This window comes from Giesbergeria anulus (assembly GCF_900111115.1).
Lineage (GTDB): Bacteria > Pseudomonadota > Gammaproteobacteria > Burkholderiales > Burkholderiaceae_C > Simplicispira > Simplicispira anulus.
In genome coordinates, this window is record NZ_FOGD01000002.1 from 233438 (window position 1) to 252973 (window position 19536).

The 19536-nt window shown below is 58.5% G+C and carries 22 protein-coding genes; 21 read left to right on the top strand and 1 reads right to left on the bottom strand.

Going from position 1 to position 19536, the window contains the following annotated elements; genetic code table 11:
- The first annotated feature begins 68 nt into the window (after positions 1-68).
- The 17 genes from acpP (at position 69) to BMX55_RS05060 (ending at position 14031) form a co-directional block, all read left to right on the top strand.
- Complete coding sequence (gene acpP / locus BMX55_RS04980; protein ID WP_091453797.1) at positions 69-308, top strand: acyl carrier protein; 240 nt, start codon at positions 69-71, stop codon at positions 306-308.
- 41 nt (positions 309-349) lie between these two features.
- A complete protein-coding gene (gene fabF / locus BMX55_RS04985; protein ID WP_091453801.1) occupies positions 350-1594 on the top strand; it encodes a beta-ketoacyl-ACP synthase II in 1245 nt (414 codons plus the stop codon).
- Between the two features lie 172 nt (positions 1595-1766).
- Positions 1767-2084 carry a hypothetical protein gene (locus BMX55_RS04990; protein ID WP_091453805.1) on the top strand — a complete coding sequence of 106 codons (318 nt, stop codon included), beginning with the start codon at positions 1767-1769 and terminating at the stop codon, positions 2082-2084.
- The gene (gene rpoE, locus BMX55_RS04995; RefSeq protein ID WP_091453808.1) at positions 2081-2713 is read left to right on the top strand and encodes an RNA polymerase sigma factor RpoE; all 633 of its coding nucleotides are present in this window, start codon (positions 2081-2083) and stop codon (positions 2711-2713) included. The genes BMX55_RS04990 and rpoE overlap by 4 nt, the downstream gene beginning before the upstream one ends.
- A 62-nt stretch (positions 2714-2775) precedes the next feature.
- Positions 2776-3417 (top strand): sigma-E factor negative regulatory protein, encoded by a 642-nt coding sequence (locus tag BMX55_RS05000; RefSeq protein WP_091454840.1) that lies wholly within the window; start codon positions 2776-2778, stop codon positions 3415-3417.
- 97 nt (positions 3418-3514) lie between these two features.
- Positions 3515-4987, top strand: a complete 1473-nt coding sequence (locus tag BMX55_RS05005; RefSeq protein WP_091453812.1) for a DegQ family serine endoprotease — start codon at positions 3515-3517, stop codon at positions 4985-4987.
- A 189-nt stretch (positions 4988-5176) separates the two neighbouring features.
- Positions 5177-6985, top strand: coding sequence for a translation elongation factor 4 (gene lepA / locus BMX55_RS05010; RefSeq protein ID WP_091453814.1), 1809 nt, complete (start codon positions 5177-5179; stop codon positions 6983-6985).
- Between the two features lies 1 nt (position 6986).
- Positions 6987-7961: a signal peptidase I gene (gene lepB, locus BMX55_RS05015; RefSeq protein WP_091453817.1), complete on the top strand. Its 975-nt coding sequence runs from the start codon at positions 6987-6989 to the stop codon at positions 7959-7961.
- Positions 7962-7998: 37 nt separating this feature from the next.
- Positions 7999-8361: a DUF4845 domain-containing protein gene (locus BMX55_RS05020; protein WP_091453820.1), complete on the top strand. Its 363-nt coding sequence runs from the start codon at positions 7999-8001 to the stop codon at positions 8359-8361.
- A 1-nt stretch (position 8362) separates the two neighbouring features.
- Positions 8363-9052 (top strand): ribonuclease III, encoded by a 690-nt coding sequence (gene rnc, locus BMX55_RS05025; RefSeq protein WP_091454843.1) that lies wholly within the window; start codon positions 8363-8365, stop codon positions 9050-9052.
- Entirely contained in the window at positions 9049-10056 is a 1008-nt protein-coding gene (gene era / locus BMX55_RS05030) for a GTPase Era (RefSeq protein ID WP_091453826.1), read from the top strand. The genes rnc and era overlap by 4 nt, the downstream gene beginning before the upstream one ends.
- A gap of 8 nt (positions 10057-10064) precedes the next feature.
- Positions 10065-10841 carry a DNA repair protein RecO gene (recO, locus tag BMX55_RS05035; protein WP_091453831.1) on the top strand — a complete coding sequence of 259 codons (777 nt, stop codon included), beginning with the start codon at positions 10065-10067 and terminating at the stop codon, positions 10839-10841.
- Complete coding sequence (locus tag BMX55_RS05040; RefSeq protein ID WP_091453835.1) at positions 10838-11614, top strand: pyridoxine 5'-phosphate synthase; 777 nt, start codon at positions 10838-10840, stop codon at positions 11612-11614. Before recO ends, BMX55_RS05040 begins: the two co-directional genes overlap by 4 nt.
- A complete protein-coding gene (gene acpS, locus BMX55_RS05045; protein ID WP_091453838.1) occupies positions 11611-12036 on the top strand; it encodes a holo-ACP synthase in 426 nt (141 codons plus the stop codon). The genes BMX55_RS05040 and acpS overlap by 4 nt, the downstream gene beginning before the upstream one ends.
- A complete protein-coding gene (gene nagZ, locus BMX55_RS05050; RefSeq protein ID WP_091453843.1) occupies positions 12033-13172 on the top strand; it encodes a beta-N-acetylhexosaminidase in 1140 nt (379 codons plus the stop codon). The genes acpS and nagZ overlap by 4 nt, the downstream gene beginning before the upstream one ends.
- A gap of 14 nt (positions 13173-13186) precedes the next feature.
- On the top strand, positions 13187-13825 hold the full coding sequence (locus tag BMX55_RS05055; protein ID WP_091453847.1) for an FMN-binding negative transcriptional regulator: 639 nt from the start codon (positions 13187-13189) through the stop codon (positions 13823-13825).
- Positions 13825-14031 carry a hypothetical protein gene (locus tag BMX55_RS05060; RefSeq protein WP_091453850.1) on the top strand — a complete coding sequence of 69 codons (207 nt, stop codon included), beginning with the start codon at positions 13825-13827 and terminating at the stop codon, positions 14029-14031. The genes BMX55_RS05055 and BMX55_RS05060 overlap by 1 nt, the downstream gene beginning before the upstream one ends.
- Before the next feature lie 9 nt (positions 14032-14040).
- Here the strand turns inward: BMX55_RS05060 and BMX55_RS05065 are convergent, their stop codons facing one another.
- Positions 14041-16410: a UvrD-helicase domain-containing protein gene (locus BMX55_RS05065; RefSeq protein WP_091453855.1), complete on the bottom strand. Its 2370-nt coding sequence runs from the start codon at positions 16408-16410 to the stop codon at positions 14041-14043.
- A gap of 407 nt (positions 16411-16817) precedes the next feature.
- Between BMX55_RS05065 and BMX55_RS05070 the strand changes: the two genes are divergently transcribed.
- From BMX55_RS05070 to BMX55_RS05085, 4 genes are all read left to right on the top strand, one after another.
- Positions 16818-18155 carry a tyrosine-type recombinase/integrase gene (locus BMX55_RS05070; RefSeq protein WP_091453858.1) on the top strand — a complete coding sequence of 446 codons (1338 nt, stop codon included), beginning with the start codon at positions 16818-16820 and terminating at the stop codon, positions 18153-18155.
- 42 nt (positions 18156-18197) lie between these two features.
- Positions 18198-18527 carry a helix-turn-helix domain-containing protein gene (locus tag BMX55_RS05075; RefSeq protein WP_091453861.1) on the top strand — a complete coding sequence of 110 codons (330 nt, stop codon included), beginning with the start codon at positions 18198-18200 and terminating at the stop codon, positions 18525-18527.
- 92 nt (positions 18528-18619) lie between these two features.
- Positions 18620-19198 (top strand): hypothetical protein, encoded by a 579-nt coding sequence (locus tag BMX55_RS05080; protein ID WP_143059575.1) that lies wholly within the window; start codon positions 18620-18622, stop codon positions 19196-19198.
- Between the two features lie 75 nt (positions 19199-19273).
- Entirely contained in the window at positions 19274-19534 is a 261-nt protein-coding gene (locus BMX55_RS05085) for a hypothetical protein (protein WP_342707671.1), read from the top strand.
- The last annotated feature ends 2 nt before the right edge of the window (positions 19535-19536 follow it).

The following is a 19536-nucleotide window of genomic DNA, read 5'->3' on the forward strand; positions in this document are numbered from 1 at the left end:
GCTGTTTCGGCTTACCTCCCGATACAGCTAGAATCGAGAATTCATTCACAACCTCCCCGAGGGAAACCATGAGCGATATTGAAGCACGCGTCAAAAAAATCATTGCCGAGCAATTAGGCGTTGAAGAGACCCAAGTCACCAACGAAAAAGCCTTCGTGGCTGATCTGGGTGCCGACTCTCTGGACACCGTTGAACTGGTGATGGCCCTCGAAGACGAATTTGGCATTGAGATTCCCGACGAAGACGCCGAGAAGATCACGACGGTACAAAACGCCATCGACTACGCCACCGGCCACCAAAAGGCCTAATCGGCGCTTTGCGCCTTTCGATCAGCACAAGGTTTTAACGCATGAGCCGTCGTCGCGTTGTCGTGACCGGCCTGGGTTGCATCAGTCCCGTGGGTAACACGGTGCAAGATGCCTGGGCCAACATCCTCGCCGGTAAATCCGGCATTGATCTCATCACCAAGTTCGATATATCGAACTTCGCCTGCAAAATTGCCGGTGAGGTCAAGGGGTTTGACCTGGGGTCCTATATCAGCGCTAAAGATGCGCGCACTATGGACAGCTTCATCCACTTTGGCATTGCTGCCGCAGCACAGGCGGTACAAGACGCCGGGCTGCCCACCGGCGATGCCTTAGATGAAGAGCTGGCCACGCGCATTGCTTGCGTGATTGGCTCAGGCATAGGCGGCCTGCCGCTGATCGAAAACACCCACGCCGAGCTGGCCAGTCGTGGCCCCCGGCGCATTACCCCTTTCTTCGTGCCCGCCTCCATCATCAACATGGTGGCTGGGCATGTGTCGATGCGCTTTGGTTTCAAAGGCCCCAATCTGGCCGTAGTCACTGCCTGCACCACTGGCCTGCACTGCATTGGCGAGGGTGGCCGCATGATCGAATACGGTGATGCAGACATCGTCGTCGCTGGCGGCACCGAGGCCACCATCTCGCCGCTGGGCGTAGGCGGTTTTGCCGCTATGCGCGCCCTCTCTACCCGCAACGATGACCCACAAAGCGCCTCGCGCCCTTGGGACAAAGACCGCGATGGTTTTGTGCTGGGCGAAGGTGCAGGCGTGATGGTGCTCGAAGAGTACGAACACGCCAAAGCCCGTGGGGCCAAAATTTATGCCGAGCTGTGCGGCTTTGGCATGAGCGCCGACGCTGGCCACATGACAGCCCCCAGTATGGACGGCCCACGCCGCGCCATGCTGGCTGCGCTGCGCAATGCCGGTATGAACGCCGATCAGGTCGATTACCTCAACGCCCACGGCACCTCCACGCCGCTGGGAGACATCAATGAGACCAACGCCATCAAGGCCGCCTTTGGCGACCACGCACACAACATGGTGGTCAGCTCAACCAAGTCCATGACCGGCCACTTGTTGGGCGGTGCTGGTGGCATTGAGAGCATCTTTACCGTGCTGGCCCTGCACGATCAAAAGATTCCGCCCACCATCAACCTCAACACCCCCGACCCTGAGTGCGATCTGGACTATTGCGCCAATACGGCGCGTGATGCCAAGCTCGATATTGCTGTCAAAAACAATTTCGGCTTTGGCGGCACCAACGGCTCGCTGGTTTTTCGGCGTATCTAAGCACCACGTCAGGGCCTGCTGCTTCATGGCCTGCCCTGCACCACGGCCCACCCAGGCCCAAGGTTGCGCATGAGCCAGTCGGCTCCGGTGGTCACATACCCCATCACCCGCAGCCGGTCTGGGCGTTTTATGGGCTTGGGGGCTGTGGGGTGCTCCTGCGGGCCAAACCACCATGGCGATAGCCGCCGCTGCGTGGCTGCTGTGTGCCACGCTGGCAGCCCGGTTTTGGTGGCAATCGCCCCAAGGCCGCTTGCTCTGGGATGGCTACCACTGGGGCTGGACGCCTTCCTCTGGCACAGCCAGCGGCCCCGGCAGTGCCCATATCCATCTAGATTGGCAACACAGCCTGTGGGTGCGCTGGCAGTCTGATGATCGCACCCAAGTGTGCTGGTTCTGGCTAGAGCAGCGCCATGCCCCAGCACAATGGGCCGATCTGCGCCGCGCACTCCACGCACCTCCTGCTCCTCCACCTTCTACATCCACACCATGACCGCCTTTTCTTCTGCCGATGTGCCTGCGGGCGACAGTGACCTGGCGCTGGTTCAGCGAACGGTGGCCGGCGACCAGCGCGCTTATGAGTTGCTGGTGATTAAATACCAGCGCCGCATTGAGCGCCTGATCGGGCGTATGGTGCGCGACACCAATCTGGTAGAAGACATCGCCCAAGAAACCTTTATCCGCGCCTACCGTGCCTTGCCCCAGTTTCGTGGTGACGCCCAGTTTTACACCTGGCTGTACCGCATTGCCGTCAATACTGCCAAAAAAGCGCTAATGGATCTCAAGCGCGATCCGTTAATTTACGAAGGCGCGATGGCACTTCACGATGAAAACGATGAAACTTCACGGCCCGGACATGAACCAAGCACTGACGAAACCCCAGAAACCGTGCTGGCGGCCCAAGAAATCGCTGCGGCGGTCAATACCGCGATGGAAGCCTTGCCCGAAGACCTGCGCCAAGCCGTGACCCTGCGCGAAATTGAAGGATTGAGCTATGACGAAATTGCCTTGGCCATGAACTGCCCGATTGGCACGGTGCGTTCGCGCATCTTTCGGGCGCGCGAGGCTATTTCTTCGCGCGTGCGGCCTTTGCTGCAAAACCAGACGGGTAAACGCTGGTAAGTAGGCTCAGACGGCTCTAGCTAATGCAGGCCCCGCTCAGGGCCAAGACAGGTGAGAAAATCATGATGAAACAGCAAACTCAGCGGGAACAACTCTCGGCACTGGCTGATGGACAATTGCCAGATGAAGAATGGGCCTCGGCCCTTGGCTTTGCCGCCACAGACGAAGGGCGCGAAACTTGGCAGTTGTACCAACTGGTGGGCGACGTGTTGCGCTCGCCCGAACTGGCCCGCCAAACCCACGATGATGGAGCATTCTTGGCCCGGCTGCGCCAAGGCTTAGCCCAAGAGCCACTGCATGGTGTGCCCCCCGTGGCCGCTGCCACGACGCCCCCACAACCACCAGAGATACCCCAGCCTGCTACCTTCGTACCCAAAGCAGCAGCCAACGATTCGGTGTTCCGCTGGAAAATGCTGGCCGGAGTGGCTTCTCTAGCCACCGTAGCCGCCTTGGCTTGGAGCACTTGGGGCAGCAGCCAAGCCCCGGCAGCCCAGCAATGGTCTATGGCTGCACCGCTTGTTGCACCCGCCACTGTCTCCGCAGCCAACAGCCCAGCCAATCTGGCCTCTCACCCCCAAGTCATGCTGCGTGACCCCCGTCTGGATGAATTGCTGGCAGCACACCAGCGCTTCCACGGTGCCTCGGCTTTGCAACTGCCCGCCGACTTTTTGCGCAACGCCAATTTTGAGTCGCCCAAACGTTAAAGCTGCGGAACCAATCGGCTGTCAGGCCTTCTCAAGCACAAGGAACCGCACTGACCCTAGCGCGGTTTCATTGCTTCTGAATCGAGAAAGGCGTCTGATGAAAAACAACACACACTGGACAGTTTCGCGCTCTGTGCTGGCCGCTTGCGTGATGGCCGCAGCCAGCGTCACGGTGGTGCCCAGCACCGCTATCGCCCAACCCGCAGCAGCGGCCCGTGGCCTGCCCGACTTTACGGATCTGGTCGATCAGGTCGGGCCAGCGGTGGTCAATATCCGCACCACTGAAAAAACCGCTTCACGCACGCCCGTTAATGGCATGGACGAAGACATGCAAGAGTTCTTCAAGCGCTTTGGCCTGCCCATGCCCCATGCACCGCGCCCACAGCGGCCCCAGCGCCCGCACGACGACGAAGGCCAAGCCTCGCGTGGCGTCGGCTCAGGCTTTATTGTCAGCAGCGATGGCTACGTCATGACCAACGCCCATGTGGTGGAAGGCGCAGACCAAGTGCTGGTCACGCTCACCGACAAGCGCGAGTTCAAGGCCAAAATTGTCGGCACCGACAAGCGCACCGATGTCGCCGTGCTCAAAATTGAGGCCAGCGGCTTGCCTGCTGTCAAGGTGGGCGATAGCAACCGCTTAAAAGTGGGCGAATGGGTGATGGCCATTGGCTCGCCCTTTGGATTGGAGAACTCGGTCACGGCGGGCATCGTCAGCGCCAAACAGCGCGACACCGGCGACTACCTGCCCTTTATCCAGACCGATGTGGCTATCAACCCCGGCAACTCTGGCGGCCCACTCATCAATATGCGTGGCGAAGTGGTGGGCATCAACAGCCAAATTTATTCGCGCTCCGGCGGCTACATGGGCATTGCCTTTTCCATCCCCATCGATGAGGCCATGCGTGTGAGCGAGCAACTGCGCGCCAGCGGCAAAGTGACACGCGGGCGCATCGGGGTGCAAATTGGTCAAGTTTCTAAAGACGTGGCCGAATCTTTGGGGCTAGGCAAGCAACAAGGCGCGCTGGTCACTGGCATCGAGGCCGGATCGCCCGCCGACAAAGCCGGGGTAGAGGCAGGCGACATCATCACCAAGTTCAACGGCAAAGCGATTGATAAAGTCTCAGATTTGCCCCGCTTGGTGGGCAACACCAAACCCGGCAGCAAAAGCACGATTACGGTGTTCCGCCGGGGTGGCAGCCGCGATTTGAACATCACCATTGCCGAGGTGGAGCCCGACAAGGTGGCGCGCAAAGCAGCCGACAGCGATGCCCACCCCAAGGCCAAGTTAGCCAGCGCGCAACAGTTGGGCCTGCAAGTGTCTGACCTGAGCGAGGCACAAAAGCGCGATCTCAAGCTCAAAGGTGGTGTTTTGGTAGATGCTGCCAGCGATGCTGCTGCCCGTGCTGGTCTGCGCGAGGGTGATGTTATCTTGGCCATTGCCAACACCGAGATAGCCAGCGCCAAAGAACTGGAAGCCGTATTGACCAAGGCCGACAAAACCAAGCCTATCAATGTGTTGTTTCGCCGGGGCGAGTGGGCGCAATATGCGCTGATCAGGCCCAGCCGCTAAAGTGCGCAGGCCACCCCGTTGGGTAGAATAGCTGCTTGTCCCAGATGCAGGCCCTGCCGCCGGGACTTGCGCTGTACTGCCTCCAATACCACACCAACCACCGCAGTGGCACGGGAGAGTTGGTTCAGGGCGCGTCATCACCCGATGCGCCCTTTTTCTTGCGCGCGCCTTTTTCTGTAATCCTCTGACATGAACCATATCCGAAACTTTTCCATCATTGCCCACATCGACCACGGAAAATCCACGCTGGCAGACCGGCTGATCCAGCGCTGCGGCGGGCTGGAGGAGCGGCAAATGGAGGCCCAGGTGCTTGACTCGATGGACATCGAGAAAGAGCGTGGCATCACCATCAAGGCGCAAACCGCTTCTTTGCAGTACAAGGCCAAAGATGGTCAGGTGTACAACCTGAACCTGATCGACACCCCCGGCCACGTCGATTTTTCTTATGAAGTAAGCCGCTCACTGTCGGCCTGCGAAGGCGCGCTGCTGGTGGTCGATGCCAGCCAAGGCGTAGAAGCGCAAACCGTGGCCAACTGCTACACCGCACTCGATTTGGGCGTGGAAGTGGTGCCCGTGCTCAACAAAATGGACTTGCCCCAGTCCGACCCCGACAACGCCAAAGCCGAAATTGAAGACGTGATTGGCATTGATGCCACCGACGCCATTCCCTGCTCGGCCAAAACGGGCATGGGCATTGACGAAATCTTAGAAGCCATTGTGGCTAAGGTGCCCGCCCCCAAGGGCAACCCCGACGCGCCGCTGCGCGCGATGATTATTGACAGCTGGTTTGACCCCTATGTGGGCGTAGTAATGCTGGTGCGCGTGGTCGATGGCCGCCTGCTCAAGGGCGAGCGCATCAAAATGATGGCCTCAGAGGCCGTTTACAACGCCGACAACTTGGGTGTGTTTACCCCCGCCAACGAGCCGCGCAGCGCCCTGCGCGCTGGTGAAGTGGGCTACATCATTGCGGGCATCAAAGAGTTGCAAGCCGCCAAGGTGGGCGACACCATCACACTGGAAAAAAAGCTGCCCAACAACGCAGGCCCAGCCACCGAAGCCCTGCCCGGCTTCAAAGAAATCCAACCCCAAGTGTTTGCCGGTTTGTACCCCACTGAGGCCAGCGAGTACGACCAACTGCGTGATGCGTTAGAAAAGCTCAAGCTCAACGACGCCTCACTGCACTACGAACCTGAAGTAAGCCAAGCGCTGGGTTTTGGCTTTCGCTGCGGCTTTTTGGGCCTGCTGCACATGGAAATTGTGCAAGAGCGCCTAGAACGCGAGTTTGACCAAGACCTTATCACCACCGCGCCCAGCGTGGTCTATCAGGTGGTCAAGCCCGATGGCGAAGTCATCATGGTGGAAAACCCAGCCAAAATGCCCGACCAAGGCAAGCTGCAAGAAATCCGCGAGCCAATCGTGACGGTGCATTTGTACATGCCACAAGAATACGTCGGCCCAGTGATGACGCTAGCCAACCAAAAACGAGGCGTGCAGCAAAACATGGCCTACCACGGCCGCCAAGTGATGCTGACCTACGAAATGCCGCTCGGTGAGATCGTGCTCGACTTTTTTGACAAGCTCAAATCGGTCTCACGCGGTTATGCCTCAATGGACTACGAGTTCAAAGAATACCGCGCCTCGGATGTGGTCAAGGTCGACATCTTGCTCAACGGCGAGAAGGTCGATGCGCTGTCCATCATTGTCCACCGCAGCCAGTCCCAATACCGGGGCCGCGCCGTGGTGGCCAAGATGCGCGAAATCATCAGCCGCCAGATGTTTGATGTGGCGATTCAGGCGGCCATTGGTGCCAACATCATCGCCCGCGAGAGCATCAAGGCGCTGCGCAAAAACGTGCTCGCCAAATGTTATGGCGGCGACGTCAGCCGCAAACGCAAGCTGCTCGAAAAGCAAAAGGCCGGTAAAAAGCGCATGAAGCAGATTGGCTCGGTCGAGGTGCCACAAGAAGCGTTCTTGGCTATTTTGCAGGTGGAAGACTGATATGCAAGTGGTACAAATTTTTACCACGCTGCTGCTGGCCGCCTTTATTGGCTACATTGGTGCTTGGTACACCGGGGCCATTGAGGGCAACTTTGCCCTGCTGCTGTTCATGGCTACCGTGGTCACGGGCTGCTATTGGCTGGCCGAGCGCTTTCTCTTTTTGCCCAAGCGCCAACGCGCCGCTCAAGCCATTGCCGACGCCGCCGCCCAGCGCCGCGCCGAGCTAGACCGCATGGGCATTGCCAAGGTCGATTTGGATGTGAACGAGGCCCAGCAGCACGCACTGGCCCAGCCTTGGTGGCTGGACTGGACGGCGGGGCTGTTTCCGGTGATTGCAGCGGTGTTTTTGCTGCGCTCATTTTTGTTTGAGCCGTTCAAAATTCCTTCAGGCTCGATGATTCCGACGCTGCTGGTGGGCGACCTGATTTTGGTCAACAAATTCACCTATGGCGTGCGCCTGCCAGTGATTAACAAAAAAATCACTGAGGGCAATAAGCCCCAGCGCGGCGATGTGATGGTGTTTCGCTACCCGCCCCAGCCCCATATGGACTACATCAAGCGCGTGGTGGGTGTGCCCGGCGATGAGGTAGCCTATCTGAACAAGCGCTTGACCATCAATGGCCAAGAAGTGCCCACCACCACCGTGCCCGATTTTTTTGATGCCAGCGCCATGCGCTACTTTAAGCAGTTTGAAGAAAAAATCGGTGACCAGCCACATCGGTTGCTCAACAACCCTGAAGTGTCTGCCTTTATCCAAGGGGCTAGTGATTTTGCCTACCGTGACCAATGCCGCTACAGTATTGAGGGCGTGGTGTGCAAAGTGCCCGAAGGGCATTACTTCATGATGGGCGACAACCGCGATAATTCACTCGACTCGCGCTATTGGGGTTTCGTGCCTGATGCCAACATCGTGGGTAAAGCCTTTTTTGTTTGGATGAACTTTGGCGATCTCAAGCGCATCGGGGCCTTCCATTAACGCGCCTGTGCTCTATCCACACACAAGGAGTAAAGCTATGCACCTCAACCGTAGCAGAAGCCGTTTGCGCCAACGGGGCTTATCTTTTATTGGTGTCATCATCATCAACTTGTTGGCAGTGGCTGTCTTTGCCATTGGTGGTCAGTCGATTCCGATTTTTGTTGAGTCGCACGCAATCCAAAAAGCCTTAGACAAGTCCAAGGAGGGCGCTAGCGTGCCCGAAGTGCGTTCCATCTTTGATAAGGCCACGCAGATTGATGACATCAAATCGGTCAAAGCGGCTGATTTAGATGTGTCCAAAAATGACGAAAAGGTAGTGGTGCGGGCCAAATATTCCCGTGAAGTGGCCTTAGCTGGCCCGGCTTATTTGGTATACCGATTTGACCTCAAAAGTAAGTAACATCCCTGCCGCGCCCCTACTACAAGCACTGCAAGCGCGGCTACAACATCACTTTGCCAACCCAGCGCTGTTGCAACGCGCCATCACGCACCGCAGTTTCAGTGCCGACCACAACGAGCGCCTAGAATTTTTGGGCGATTCGGTGCTCAACTTGGCTGTCTCCAGCCTGCTGTACCAGCGCCTGAGCAACCAGCCTGAAGGCGATTTGTCGCGGGTGCGGGCCAATTTGGTGCGCGAGGGCACCTTGCACCAGTTGGCACTGCAATTGCAACTGCCCAACGTGCTGCGCTTGGGTGAGGGTGAATCGCGCTCTGGCGGGCAGCAACGGGCTTCTATTTTGGCCGACGCCTTAGAGGCACTGATTGGTGCTGTCTATCTGGATGCAGGCTACACCGTAGCTGAGGCGCTAGTGCATCGCTTGTTTGCCAACGTTGAGATCAACCCGCAGATGCAGGCCGCCGCCAAAGATGCCAAAACGGCGCTGCAAGAATGGCTACAAGGGCACAAAATGAAACTGCCCCAATACACCGTGGTGGCTACCGCTGGGGCAGCCCACCGGCAGACCTTTGAGGTCGAATGCCACATTGCCGAACTCGAACTCACCGAGCGGGGCAGCGGTGCCTCGCGCCGTGCCGCAGAGCAAGCTGCCGCAGCCTCCCTGCTGACCCTCTTGAAAGCCAAAAAAATATGAACGCAGAACCCGCCGCCAACGATTCCACCCCCGCAACCGCACCAGCACAGCCCGATTTGGACGCCATGCTGGCTGCCGCCCAAGCGCCGGGGGCCACCCCCGCCGTAGAGGGGCAGCGCTGCGGCGTGATTGCCATTGTTGGCAAGCCCAACGTGGGAAAATCTACGCTGCTCAATGCACTGGTCGGGCAAAAGATCAGCATTACCTCGCGCAAGGCGCAAACCACGCGCCACCGCATCACGGGCATTCGCACGCAGGGGGCGACGCAGTTTATTTTTGTCGATACCCCCGGCTTTCAGACCCGCCATGCCACCGCGCTGAACAAATCGCTGAACAAAACGGTGATGGGTGCCATTGGTGACGTCGATTTGATCTTGTTTGTGGTGGAAGCGGGCAGCTTTACCTTGGCCGATGCCAAGGTGCTCAGTTTGTTTAAACCCGGCATCCCAACGCTGCTGATTGCCAACAAATTAGACAACGTACACCGCCGCGCCGAGATTGCCCCTTGGCTGCGCGATATGCAAGAGCGCCACCCGTTTGCCGAGTTTGTGCCCATGTCGGCCAAGAACAAGGGCGACATTGGCCGCCTGTACGGCATCTGCGAAAAATACCTGCCCGAAGCGCCTTGGTGGTATGCCGCCGACGAACTGACCGACCGCAGCGAAAAGTTTCTCGCCTCCGAGACGGTGCGCGAAAAATTGTTCCGCTTTACCGGCGACGAGCTGCCCTACACCTCCACCGTCATCATCGACAAGTTTGAGGAAGAAAAGAGCAAAGTCCACAAGCGCATGATCCGCATTGCCGCCACCATCGTGGTGGAGCGCGATAGCCACAAGGCGATGATTATTGGCGACAAGGGCGAGCGCCTGAAACGCATTGGCACCGAAACGCGCCAAGAGCTAGAAAAACTCATGGACGCCAAAGTGTTTTTGGAGTTGTGGGTCAAGGTGCGCTCTGGCTGGGCCGACGACGAGGCCCGTGTGCGCTCCTTCGGTTACGAATAAGCCTTATTGTGGCCACTGCGCGCCGCTTTAGCCATGAACCAGCCTTTGTGCTGCACCGCTACGACTGGAGCGAGTCCAGCTTGATTCTGGAAGTATTCACCCGCCACCACGGCCGCACGGCGCTGGTGGCTAGGGGCGCAAAAAAGCCCAGTTCTAACTTTCGCCCGGTGCTGCTGCCCTTGCAGCCTCTGAGCCTGCACTGGACAGAAAGCGCCAGCCCCGCCACGGATGGCAGCGGTATCCACCCGCTCAAAGGGGCGGAATGGGTGGGCGGACATATCTTGCCCATGGGCGACGCCCTGCTTTCGGGCACTTACCTTAATGAGCTGCTGCTGCGCCTGTTGGCCCGCCACGACCCCCACCCGGCCTTGTTTGATGCCTATGCCGCCGTGGTGCGTGTGCTGGCCAGCGAGCATGGCGAGGCGCTAGAACCCGTGCTGCGCGCCTTTGAATTGTTGCTGCTGCGCGAACTGGGGCTGCTACCGGCACTCAATGCCCACACCCTGACCTTGGCCCCCGTGCAAGAACAGGCCCGCTATGCCTTGCTGCCCGACAGCGGCCTGTGCCCCACCCCAGCACAAGAGCGCGCCAGCCTGAGCGGCGCGCAATGGCTGCAACTTAATCAGGCTTTGGAGGGCACGGGCGTGCGCCTGTCGGCCCTGCTACAAGCCTGCGCCCCGGTGGCGGCAGAACTCAAACCGCAGTTGCGCACCTTGCTGCAATACCATTGCGGCGCACCGCTGCTGCGCACCCGCCAGCTCATGATGGATATGCAAACTCTATGAATTCTTCTACTCCCGCCCACCGCACCGCCCTGTCGGTCAATGTGAACAAAGTGGCCTTGGTGCGCAATACGCGCCATTTGGGTATTCCCAGCGTCAGCCGCGCCGCGTTGCTGTGCCTGCAAGCCGGGGCGCAGGGTATTACCGTACACCCGCGCCCAGACGAGCGCCATATTCGCGCCCAAGACGTGATGGAACTGGCTACCCTGCTGCAAAACTGGCCGGATCGGGAATACAACATTGAGGGCAACCCCTTTCATAACCTGATGGACTTTATCCGCAGCGTGCGCCCGCATCAGGCTACCTTTGTGCCCGATGGCGAAGGCCAGTTCACCAGCGACCACGGCTGGAATCTGGCGCAAGATGCCGAACGCCTGCGCCCCCTGATCGCAGAATGCCGCGCGCTGGGCGTGCGCGTGAGCCTGTTCATGGACCCCATCCCAGAGCAAATGGCCGCCGCCAAGGCCGTGGGTGCCGACCGGGTGGAGCTATATACCGAACCCTATGCCGCCGCTTGGGGCACACCGCAACAGGCCCAAGAATTGGAACGCTACCGCGCTGCTGCCCAAGCCGCGTTGGATGCAGGCTTGGGCGTGAACGCTGGCCACGACCTCAACCGCGACAACCTCGCTGCTTTTGTGCACACCGTGCCCGGCTTGCTGGAGGTGTCGATTGGGCACGCCCTGATCGCTGATGCGCTAGAGCTGGGCTATGGGGCTACCGTGCGTGCCTACTTGGACTGCATCCAGCAAGGGACAGCAGCCAACCCAGCATGATCTACGGCATTGGCACCGATATTTGCGACATCCGCCGCATTCAGGCCAGCCTAGAGCAGCATGGCGAACGCTTTGCCGCCAAAATTTTGACCCCCACTGAACTGGCAGCATGGCAAGAGCGCCGCAGTCGCTCGCCTGAACGTGGCGTGCGTTTTGTCGCTACCCGTTTTTGTGCCAAAGAAGCCTTGAGCAAGGCGATTGGCTTGGGTATGGTGCTGCCCATGTCTTGGCAGGCTTGCCAAATCACCACGCTCGATAGCGGCCAACCAGCACTACTCACGCATGGCGCTTTGCACGACTGGTTGCAAGAGCGTCAGCTCAGTATCCACCTCAGCATCAGCGATGAGCAAGACTATGCTGTGGGCTTTTGCGTGGTAGAAAAACTCCCTTTGTCTCCTCTTCATCCTCCTTCTTGCGCATGACCAACACCCATTCCCCCCTGATTTTGGACGTGGCTGGCACCGAACTGACCGACATCGACCGCCGCCGTCTGGCCCATCCGCTCACTGGTGGGGTAATTTTGTTTGCCCGCAACTGGCACAACCGTGCGCAACTGGTGCAACTCACCGCTGCCATCAAGGCCGTGCGTGGCGATTTGCTGATCTGCGTCGATCACGAAGGTGGGCGCGTGCAGCGCTTTCGCAGTGATGGCTTTACGCACCTGCCGCCCATGCAGGCGCTGGGTACTTTGTGGCAACGCGATAGCGCCAAGGGCAAAAACAAAAAAGGCCACAAAGCCAGCAAAAAGGGACAAAAGCGCAGCAGCTTTCTGAGTGGCAGCGCCCTCAAGGCTACCAATGCCGCTACGGCAGCGGGCTATGTGCTGGCCAGCGAACTGCGCGCCTGTGGCGTGGATTTCAGCTTTACCCCAGTGTTGGATTTAGATTGGGGCAGCAGCGGCGTGATTGGCGACCGCGCCTTTGGCCGCGACCCGCGCACCGTAACCCTGCTAGCCAAAAGCCTGATGCATGGCTTGCTGCAAGGCGGCATGGCTAACTGCGGCAAGCATTTTCCGGGGCATGGCTATGTCAAGGCCGACTCGCACACCGAAGTGCCGGTGGACAAGCGCAGCCTGAAAAAAATCTTGGCCGATGATGCCGCGCCCTACCCTTGGCTGCGCAGTAGCCTGACCAGCATCATGCCTGCCCATGTGATTTACCCGAAAGTGGATAGCCGCCCGGCAGGCTTTTCTAGCCGCTGGCTGCAAGATATTCTGCGCCAGCAAATGGGCTTTGATGGCGCTATCTTCAGCGACGATTTGAGCATGGAAGGCGCGCGCCGCTTGGACGGCCAAACTGTGAGCTACACCGATGCCGCCGTGGCTGCCTTGCAAGCCGGTTGCGATTTGGTGCTGCTGTGCAACCAAAGCCTGGGCGATGGTGCTGCCATTGACGAATTGCTCGATGGCCTGAGTGCCGCCCACGCCCAAGGTGACTGGCAACCCAGCGCTGACAGCGAAGCGCGCCGCATGGCCTTGCTGCCCCTGACGCCACCACTGCCGTGGGATGAACTGATGTTCCAGCCAGCGTACCAGCAAGCGCTGGAGTTGTTGCCTTAACGGATACCACCTCTATGTACTGCCCAGCCCACTTTCAACAAAATCAGCCTGAGTTGCTTTTAGGGCTGATAGAGGCGTTTCCGTTTGCCACGGTGGTAGCCAATGGGCCATCGGGCTTGGTAGCAGACCATCTTCCGGTGTTCCATCGCCCGGTGCCCAATGGATGGGGCCAACTGATGGGTCATGTGGCGAAGAATAATCCGCTATGGCGCTGCGCCCCAGAACAAGAACTGCTCTTGATTTTTCAAGGCCCATCCACTTATATCTCACCCCAGTGGTACGCCAGCAAACCCATAGATGGCAAAGTGGTTCCCACTTGGAACTATGCAGTGGTGCATGTCTATGCCACGCTCAAGGCGCTGCATGCGCCTGACGAGATTCTAGAAATCGTCACGCAACTCACCCAGCAGCACGAAGCAGCGCAGGCGCAGCCGTGGCAGGTGTCTGATGCGCCTGCTGATTTCACTCAGAAGCTGCTGGCGGGCATCGTTGGCGTAGAGTTCTCGATCCAACGGATACAAGGCAAATGGAAAGCAAGTCAAAACCAATCGGCATCCAACCAAGGCAGTGTGGTGGAGGGGCTGTTACAGCAAGGCACGGCACCCGCGTTGCAGATGGCCGAGTTGGTCAAGAAGTCTTTGGGCGCTCGGTGATGCGTGCGTACGTTCTGGCTCTGGTGGCCGTAGCCAGCTTGGGGGGCTGCGCCTCTGAGCAATGGTATGGCGCGGGCCAGCTTTGGCAGCGCCAAGAGTGCAACAAGATGCTCGATGCCCAGCAGCGCAGCCGTTGCGTGGCCAGCACCAGCAGCTCGTATGAGCAATACCAGCGCCAGCGCCAAGCCACCGAAGGCGCACAGTAGCACCTAGCCTTATGCAACGATGGTGAGCTTGGCTACCGCCAGCGCCAGCCATTTGCTGCCGTGGCGGCCAAAGTGAACGTGGGCGCGGGCATCGTCTCCCGTGCCTTCAATCGCTAAGACTTTGCCCTCGCCAAACTTGGTATGAAACACCGCTGTACCGGCACGCAACCCATGCGACGGTGTGGCTTTTTGCACTGGCACCGGCGGGCTGGCAAAGGTCTCGGTTTTGCTGCCTGTACTGCCCTTGCTGTAGCCGCTGTAACCGCCATAGCTGTTGCCTTGGCTGGCACGGGGCGCAAAACTGCCAAAACTGTTGCGCTGGGGTGTCAGCCATTTCAGGGCGCTGTCGGGCAATTCCTGAAAGAAGCGGCTTTTCTCGTTGTAGCGTGTCTGGCCGTGCAGCATCCGGGTTTGCGCGTGGCTGAGGTACAGGCGCTGGCGCGCACGGGTGATGGCGACATACATCAAGCGGCGCTCTTCTTCGAGGCCATCGCGTTCCCCTGCTGATTGGTCGTGCGGAAACAGCCCTTCTTCCAACCCACTGATAAAAACGCAGTCAAACTCCAGCCCCTTGCTGGCATGAACGGTCATCAGTTGCACAGCCTCTTGACCCGCTTGGGCTTGGTTGTCGCCCGCTTCCAGCGCTGCATGGGTTAAAAAGGCAGCCAAAGGCGAGAGCGTCTCGCCGGTATCACCATCCACAAGGTCGGGCAGGGTGGTGGTAGGGACGCCATGCTCGTCCACCGGTAGCGCCACCGCATCGCGGCCAAAGCCTTCTAAAGTGACAAAGCTTTCGCCCGCATTGACCAGTTCTTCTAAATTTTCGACACGGTCGGCACCGTCTTTGTCTGCGCGGTAATGCGCCACTAGGCCACTGGCTTGCAGCATCTGGTCGATGATGGTGCGCAGGTTTTGGCCTTGCGTTTGTTCGCGCAGCACCTGCACCAGCGCAACAAAATGATTCAGCTTGGCCCCGGCGCTGCCCGGCACCAACGATACGGCATCGTGCAGCGAGCAGCCACTGCTGCGGGCGCTGTCTTGCAAAATTTCGACACTGCGCGCACCAATGCCGCGTGGCGGAAAGTTAACCACGCGCATAAAGCTGGTGTCGTCGTGTGGGTTTTCTAGCAGGCGCAAATAGGCCAAGGCGTGTTTGATTTCGGCACGCTCAAAAAAGCGCAAGCCACCATAGACGCGGTACGGAATGCGGGCATTGAACAGCGCCGATTCAATCACCCGGCTTTGGGCGTTGCTGCGGTACAGGATGGCGATTTCTTGGTGCCGGAGCTGGTCGGATTTAAGCAACTGGCGGATTTCATCGGCCATCCATTGCGCCTCGGCCAAGTCGCTGGCCGCTTCATACACGCGCACTGGCTCGCCGGGGCCTTGTTCGGTGCGCAGATTTTTGCCCAAGCGGCGGCTGTTGTGGCTGATGAGCTGGTTGGCGGCGTCCAGAATGTTGCTGTAGCTGCGGTAGTTTTGCTCCAGCTTGATCTGCTGCTGCACATCAAACTCGCGCAAAAAGTCTTGCATATTGCCCACGCGTGCGCCGCGAAAGGCGTAGATGCTCTGGTCATCGTCGCCCACGGCAATCACGCTGGCATGGGTTTGCAATTGCCCATCTGCCTCGTCGCCTGCCAGTTGTTTGAGCCACAGGTATTGCAGCCGATTGGTGTCTTGGAACTCATCGACCAAGATATGCGCAAAGCGCCGTTGGTAATGGGCGCGCAGGGGGTCGTTGTCGCGCAGCAGTTCGTAACTGCGCAGCATCAGTTCACCAAAATCGACCACGCCTTCGCGCTGGCATTGTTCTTCGTAAAGTTGGTACAGCTCTACCTTTTTTCGTGTGTCTGGGTCGATACCAGCCACATCGCGCGGGCGGCGGCCTTCTTCCTTGCAACCGGCAATAAAGTATTGCACCTGCTTGGGCGGAAAGCGCTCCTCATCCACACCAAATTGTTTGCACAGCCGCTTGATGGCTGAAAGCTGGTCTTGGGTACCCAAAATTTGGAAGGTTTGTGGCAAACCCGCTGCTTGGTGGTGGATGCGCAGCAGCCGGTTGCACAGGCCGTGGAAGGTGCCGATCCACATACCGCGCACGGCAATGGGCAGCATGGCCCCAAGGCGGGTGAGCATTTCTTTGGCCGCCTTGTTGGTAAAAGTGACAGCCAAAATGCTACCGGGGCTGGCCTGCCCGGTGTGCAGCAACCAAGCAATACGGGTAGTGAGTACGCGGGTTTTGCCCGAACCGGCACCGGCCAGCACCAAGGCATGGCCGCTGGGCAGCGTGACAGCCGCTAATTGTTCGGGGTTGAGGTGGTGCAGCAGGGCTGCTGTGTCAGGGCTTGTAGGATCGAAAGGCAGGGAATGTGGGTGCATTCCGTCATTGTAGAAATTCCAAGGATTGGAGACGAACGCATCCGTGCTGCACTGGGCTGGCAATGTAGGCCAAAAAGTGCAAAAACCCTGTACCGGTGGCTACAAAAAACCAAAAAAGGCTTGCTACTAAATTTATAGTAGCAAGCCTTTGTATTTATTGGCGGAGAGGGAGGGATTCGAACCCTCGGTAGGGTCGCCCCTACGCCTGATTTCGAGTCGGGCAAAGTTATAATTCCGAACTGTTGATCTGTGTAGATAGATACTATAGAAATCAATGCGTTAAGTGTTTTCTCCCACTGAGAGAGCATGCCAAGTGTTGATTGATATTCGCCAAAATAGCCCAAAAGTGGCTACATGGTGGCTACATGGAATTTTTCATGTAGCCAAACAGCACAAGGAACCGACCGATGGCCCGCCCCAAAAAGTCCGAAGCACCCGACCTAGGTAGCCGCATCACGTTGACAGCAGGCAGCATCGAGCGACTGGCCTGCCCTGATGGCAAGCAGCAGGCATTCCTACGCGATAGCGAAGTGCCCGGCTTGCGTGTGCGGGTTACGGCGGCTGGTGCCAAGTCTTTTGTCTTTGAAGCAAAGTTGCAGCGCCAGACTATCCGCCGCACCATCGGGGATGTTCGGACATGGAGCATTGAGCAGGCCCGTACCGAAGCGCGCCGTTTGGCCGTGGTGCTGGACAACGGGCAAGACCCACGGGAGATAGAACGCCAGCAGCAGGCCGAGCGCCAAGCCGCCCAAGCCGCCGCTGCGGTGCAGGCCGTTACTGTGGGCAAAGTGTGGGCCGCGTATCTGCAAGCCCGCCGCCCACTTTGGGGAGAGCGCCATTACAACGAGCACCTGCTGATGGTCAAGGATGGCGGGTTGCCTACCAACCGCACCGCCACTGGTGTGACCTCCCCCGGTATCTTGCGCCCGCTGATGGATATGGCCTTGCGTGAGTTGACCGCGCCAGAGATCGAAGCATGGGCCATGCGTGAATCGGCACACCGCCCAGCAGCAGCCCGTCTAGCATGGCGCTGCCTGAAAGCATTTCTGTCTTGGTGTGAGGAGCAACCCCTGTTTGCCCCAGTGCTGCAACAGAACAACCCGGCCAAGATCAAGCGTACCCGCGAAGCCTTGGGCAAGTCCAGTGCCAAACAGGACGCGCTGCTGCGTGAGCAGCTACCGGCATGGTTTGGGGCAGTGCGCCAGTTACCAAACCCAGTGATGGCCGCCTACCTGCAAACCCTGCTCCTGACTGGGGCCAGAGCCGGGGAGGTTCTCGGGTTGCGCTGGGACGATGTGAACAGCCAATGGCGCGGCCTGACCATCCGCGACAAGGTAGAGGGAACCCGTGTCATACCCCTGACGCCCTACGTTCACCACCTGATCGCCACCCTCCCCCGACGCAATAGCTTTGTCTTTTCCAGTGCCACATCAGCCAGCGGAACCTTGGTGATACCGCGCAACCCACACCACGAGGCTTGCAAGGTGGCGGGCATTGATGGCCTAACCATCCACGGCTTGCGCCGCTCCTTCAAGAGCCTGACCGAGTGGCTGGAGATTCCTGCCGGGGTGGTAGCTCAGATCATGGGGCACAAGCCCAGTGCCACCGCCGAAAAGCATTACACCGTTCGCCCCCTTGACTTGCTGCGCGTACACCACGAGCGCATTGAGGCGTGGATGCTGGAGCAGGCCGGGGTGCAGTTTGATAGCGCCATCGAACCGGGCAAGCTACGTGCCGTGGGATAGCACACCAGAAGCAGCACAAAGACCTGATGAAGGGACTTCACTATGACTGAACAACACCGATTTACCAGCATTTGGGATGCCATCGAGGACACGCCTCAGCAAGCGGCCAGTATGCGTGCCCGTTCCAGCCTGACGATGAGTCTGACCGAGGCCATCCGCCAGCAAGGTATGACACAAGCCCAAGCCGCCGCCCTGTTTGGCGTTACCCAGCTGCGCATTTCTGACTTGATGCGGGGAAGGGTGAACCTGTTCTCGCTGGATACCCTGATCGATATGGCAGCAGCAGGCATGGCCCCGACCATCCATGTGTCCAAGCCCAAGGCTACACCACCGGCCCGCCGAGCCACACGCAAAACACTGGCCCACGCCTAACCGTTTTCGCCACCAGCTAGGAAGGGCTGCAATCCGACCGAACCGCCAGACCTCCCGCTGGTTTGCTGGTGGTATCTATTACGGGTTGCAGCATGATGACAATGCGATACCCAAAAGAACTTAGTCACCCAATAGCACGCCCGAAAGAATCGGACGATGAGACGGTGCGCCATGACTTCTCTCGAAAAATTGACAGAAAGATGCAACTGCTCTTTCAGTTTTTCAAGATCGAGGAAGGGGACTGGCCACAGATGGCAAACACTCTTGCAAGACGGCATTTGCCCGCATTCGAGCACTTGGAAATAAAGGCAGGCCACCATGAACAACTGGCACGCCTGCTTGCGCATACGTATGTGCCGGGACTCCAGTTATCCGATCGAGCAGGGCGGCCTACCAAATGGACTACGGAAGAAAGAAGGTCTCTCTTTTTTCATGTTGAATACCTTGTCCACGAACATCAAGAACTTTCTTTCGCCGAGGTGCTGCGCAAGGTTCAACGTAGCCCGGCATGGGCGAAGAAAACTAAAGGTCTAACCGATTCGGCCATGCGGAAATTGTTTGATACCTCTAAGGCTTTGGTAAAGAAAGAGGAAGCCGCTTTCAATCTGGCTATTGAGGAGGGGTTGAAGATGCTTGGTGCCTACCCCCAGCCAGCTCAACAAGAAAAATAGTTCGGAATCAATTGGGAGGGGGGCTATTTCTTCCCATTTTGGCTGGGCAAAGTTCATTTCGGAACACAAATCAACGTGTTTGAAAGACGAACTTTGCAAAACGACATCCATCACAACGCCGCTACCCGCCACGTAGCCACTGTCCCCAGCTTCCCACCGCTGGAGCTTGAAACCCGCCCCACTGTACCGACGGAGCAGGCCGCGTACTACTTGGCACGCCGTCCGCAGACAATGCGCTCATGGGCCTGCACCGAGCAAGGCCCACTGCGCCCTATCCGTATCAATGGTCGTTTGGCTTGGAAGACGGCAGACATTCGCGCTTTGCTGGGGATGTAAAA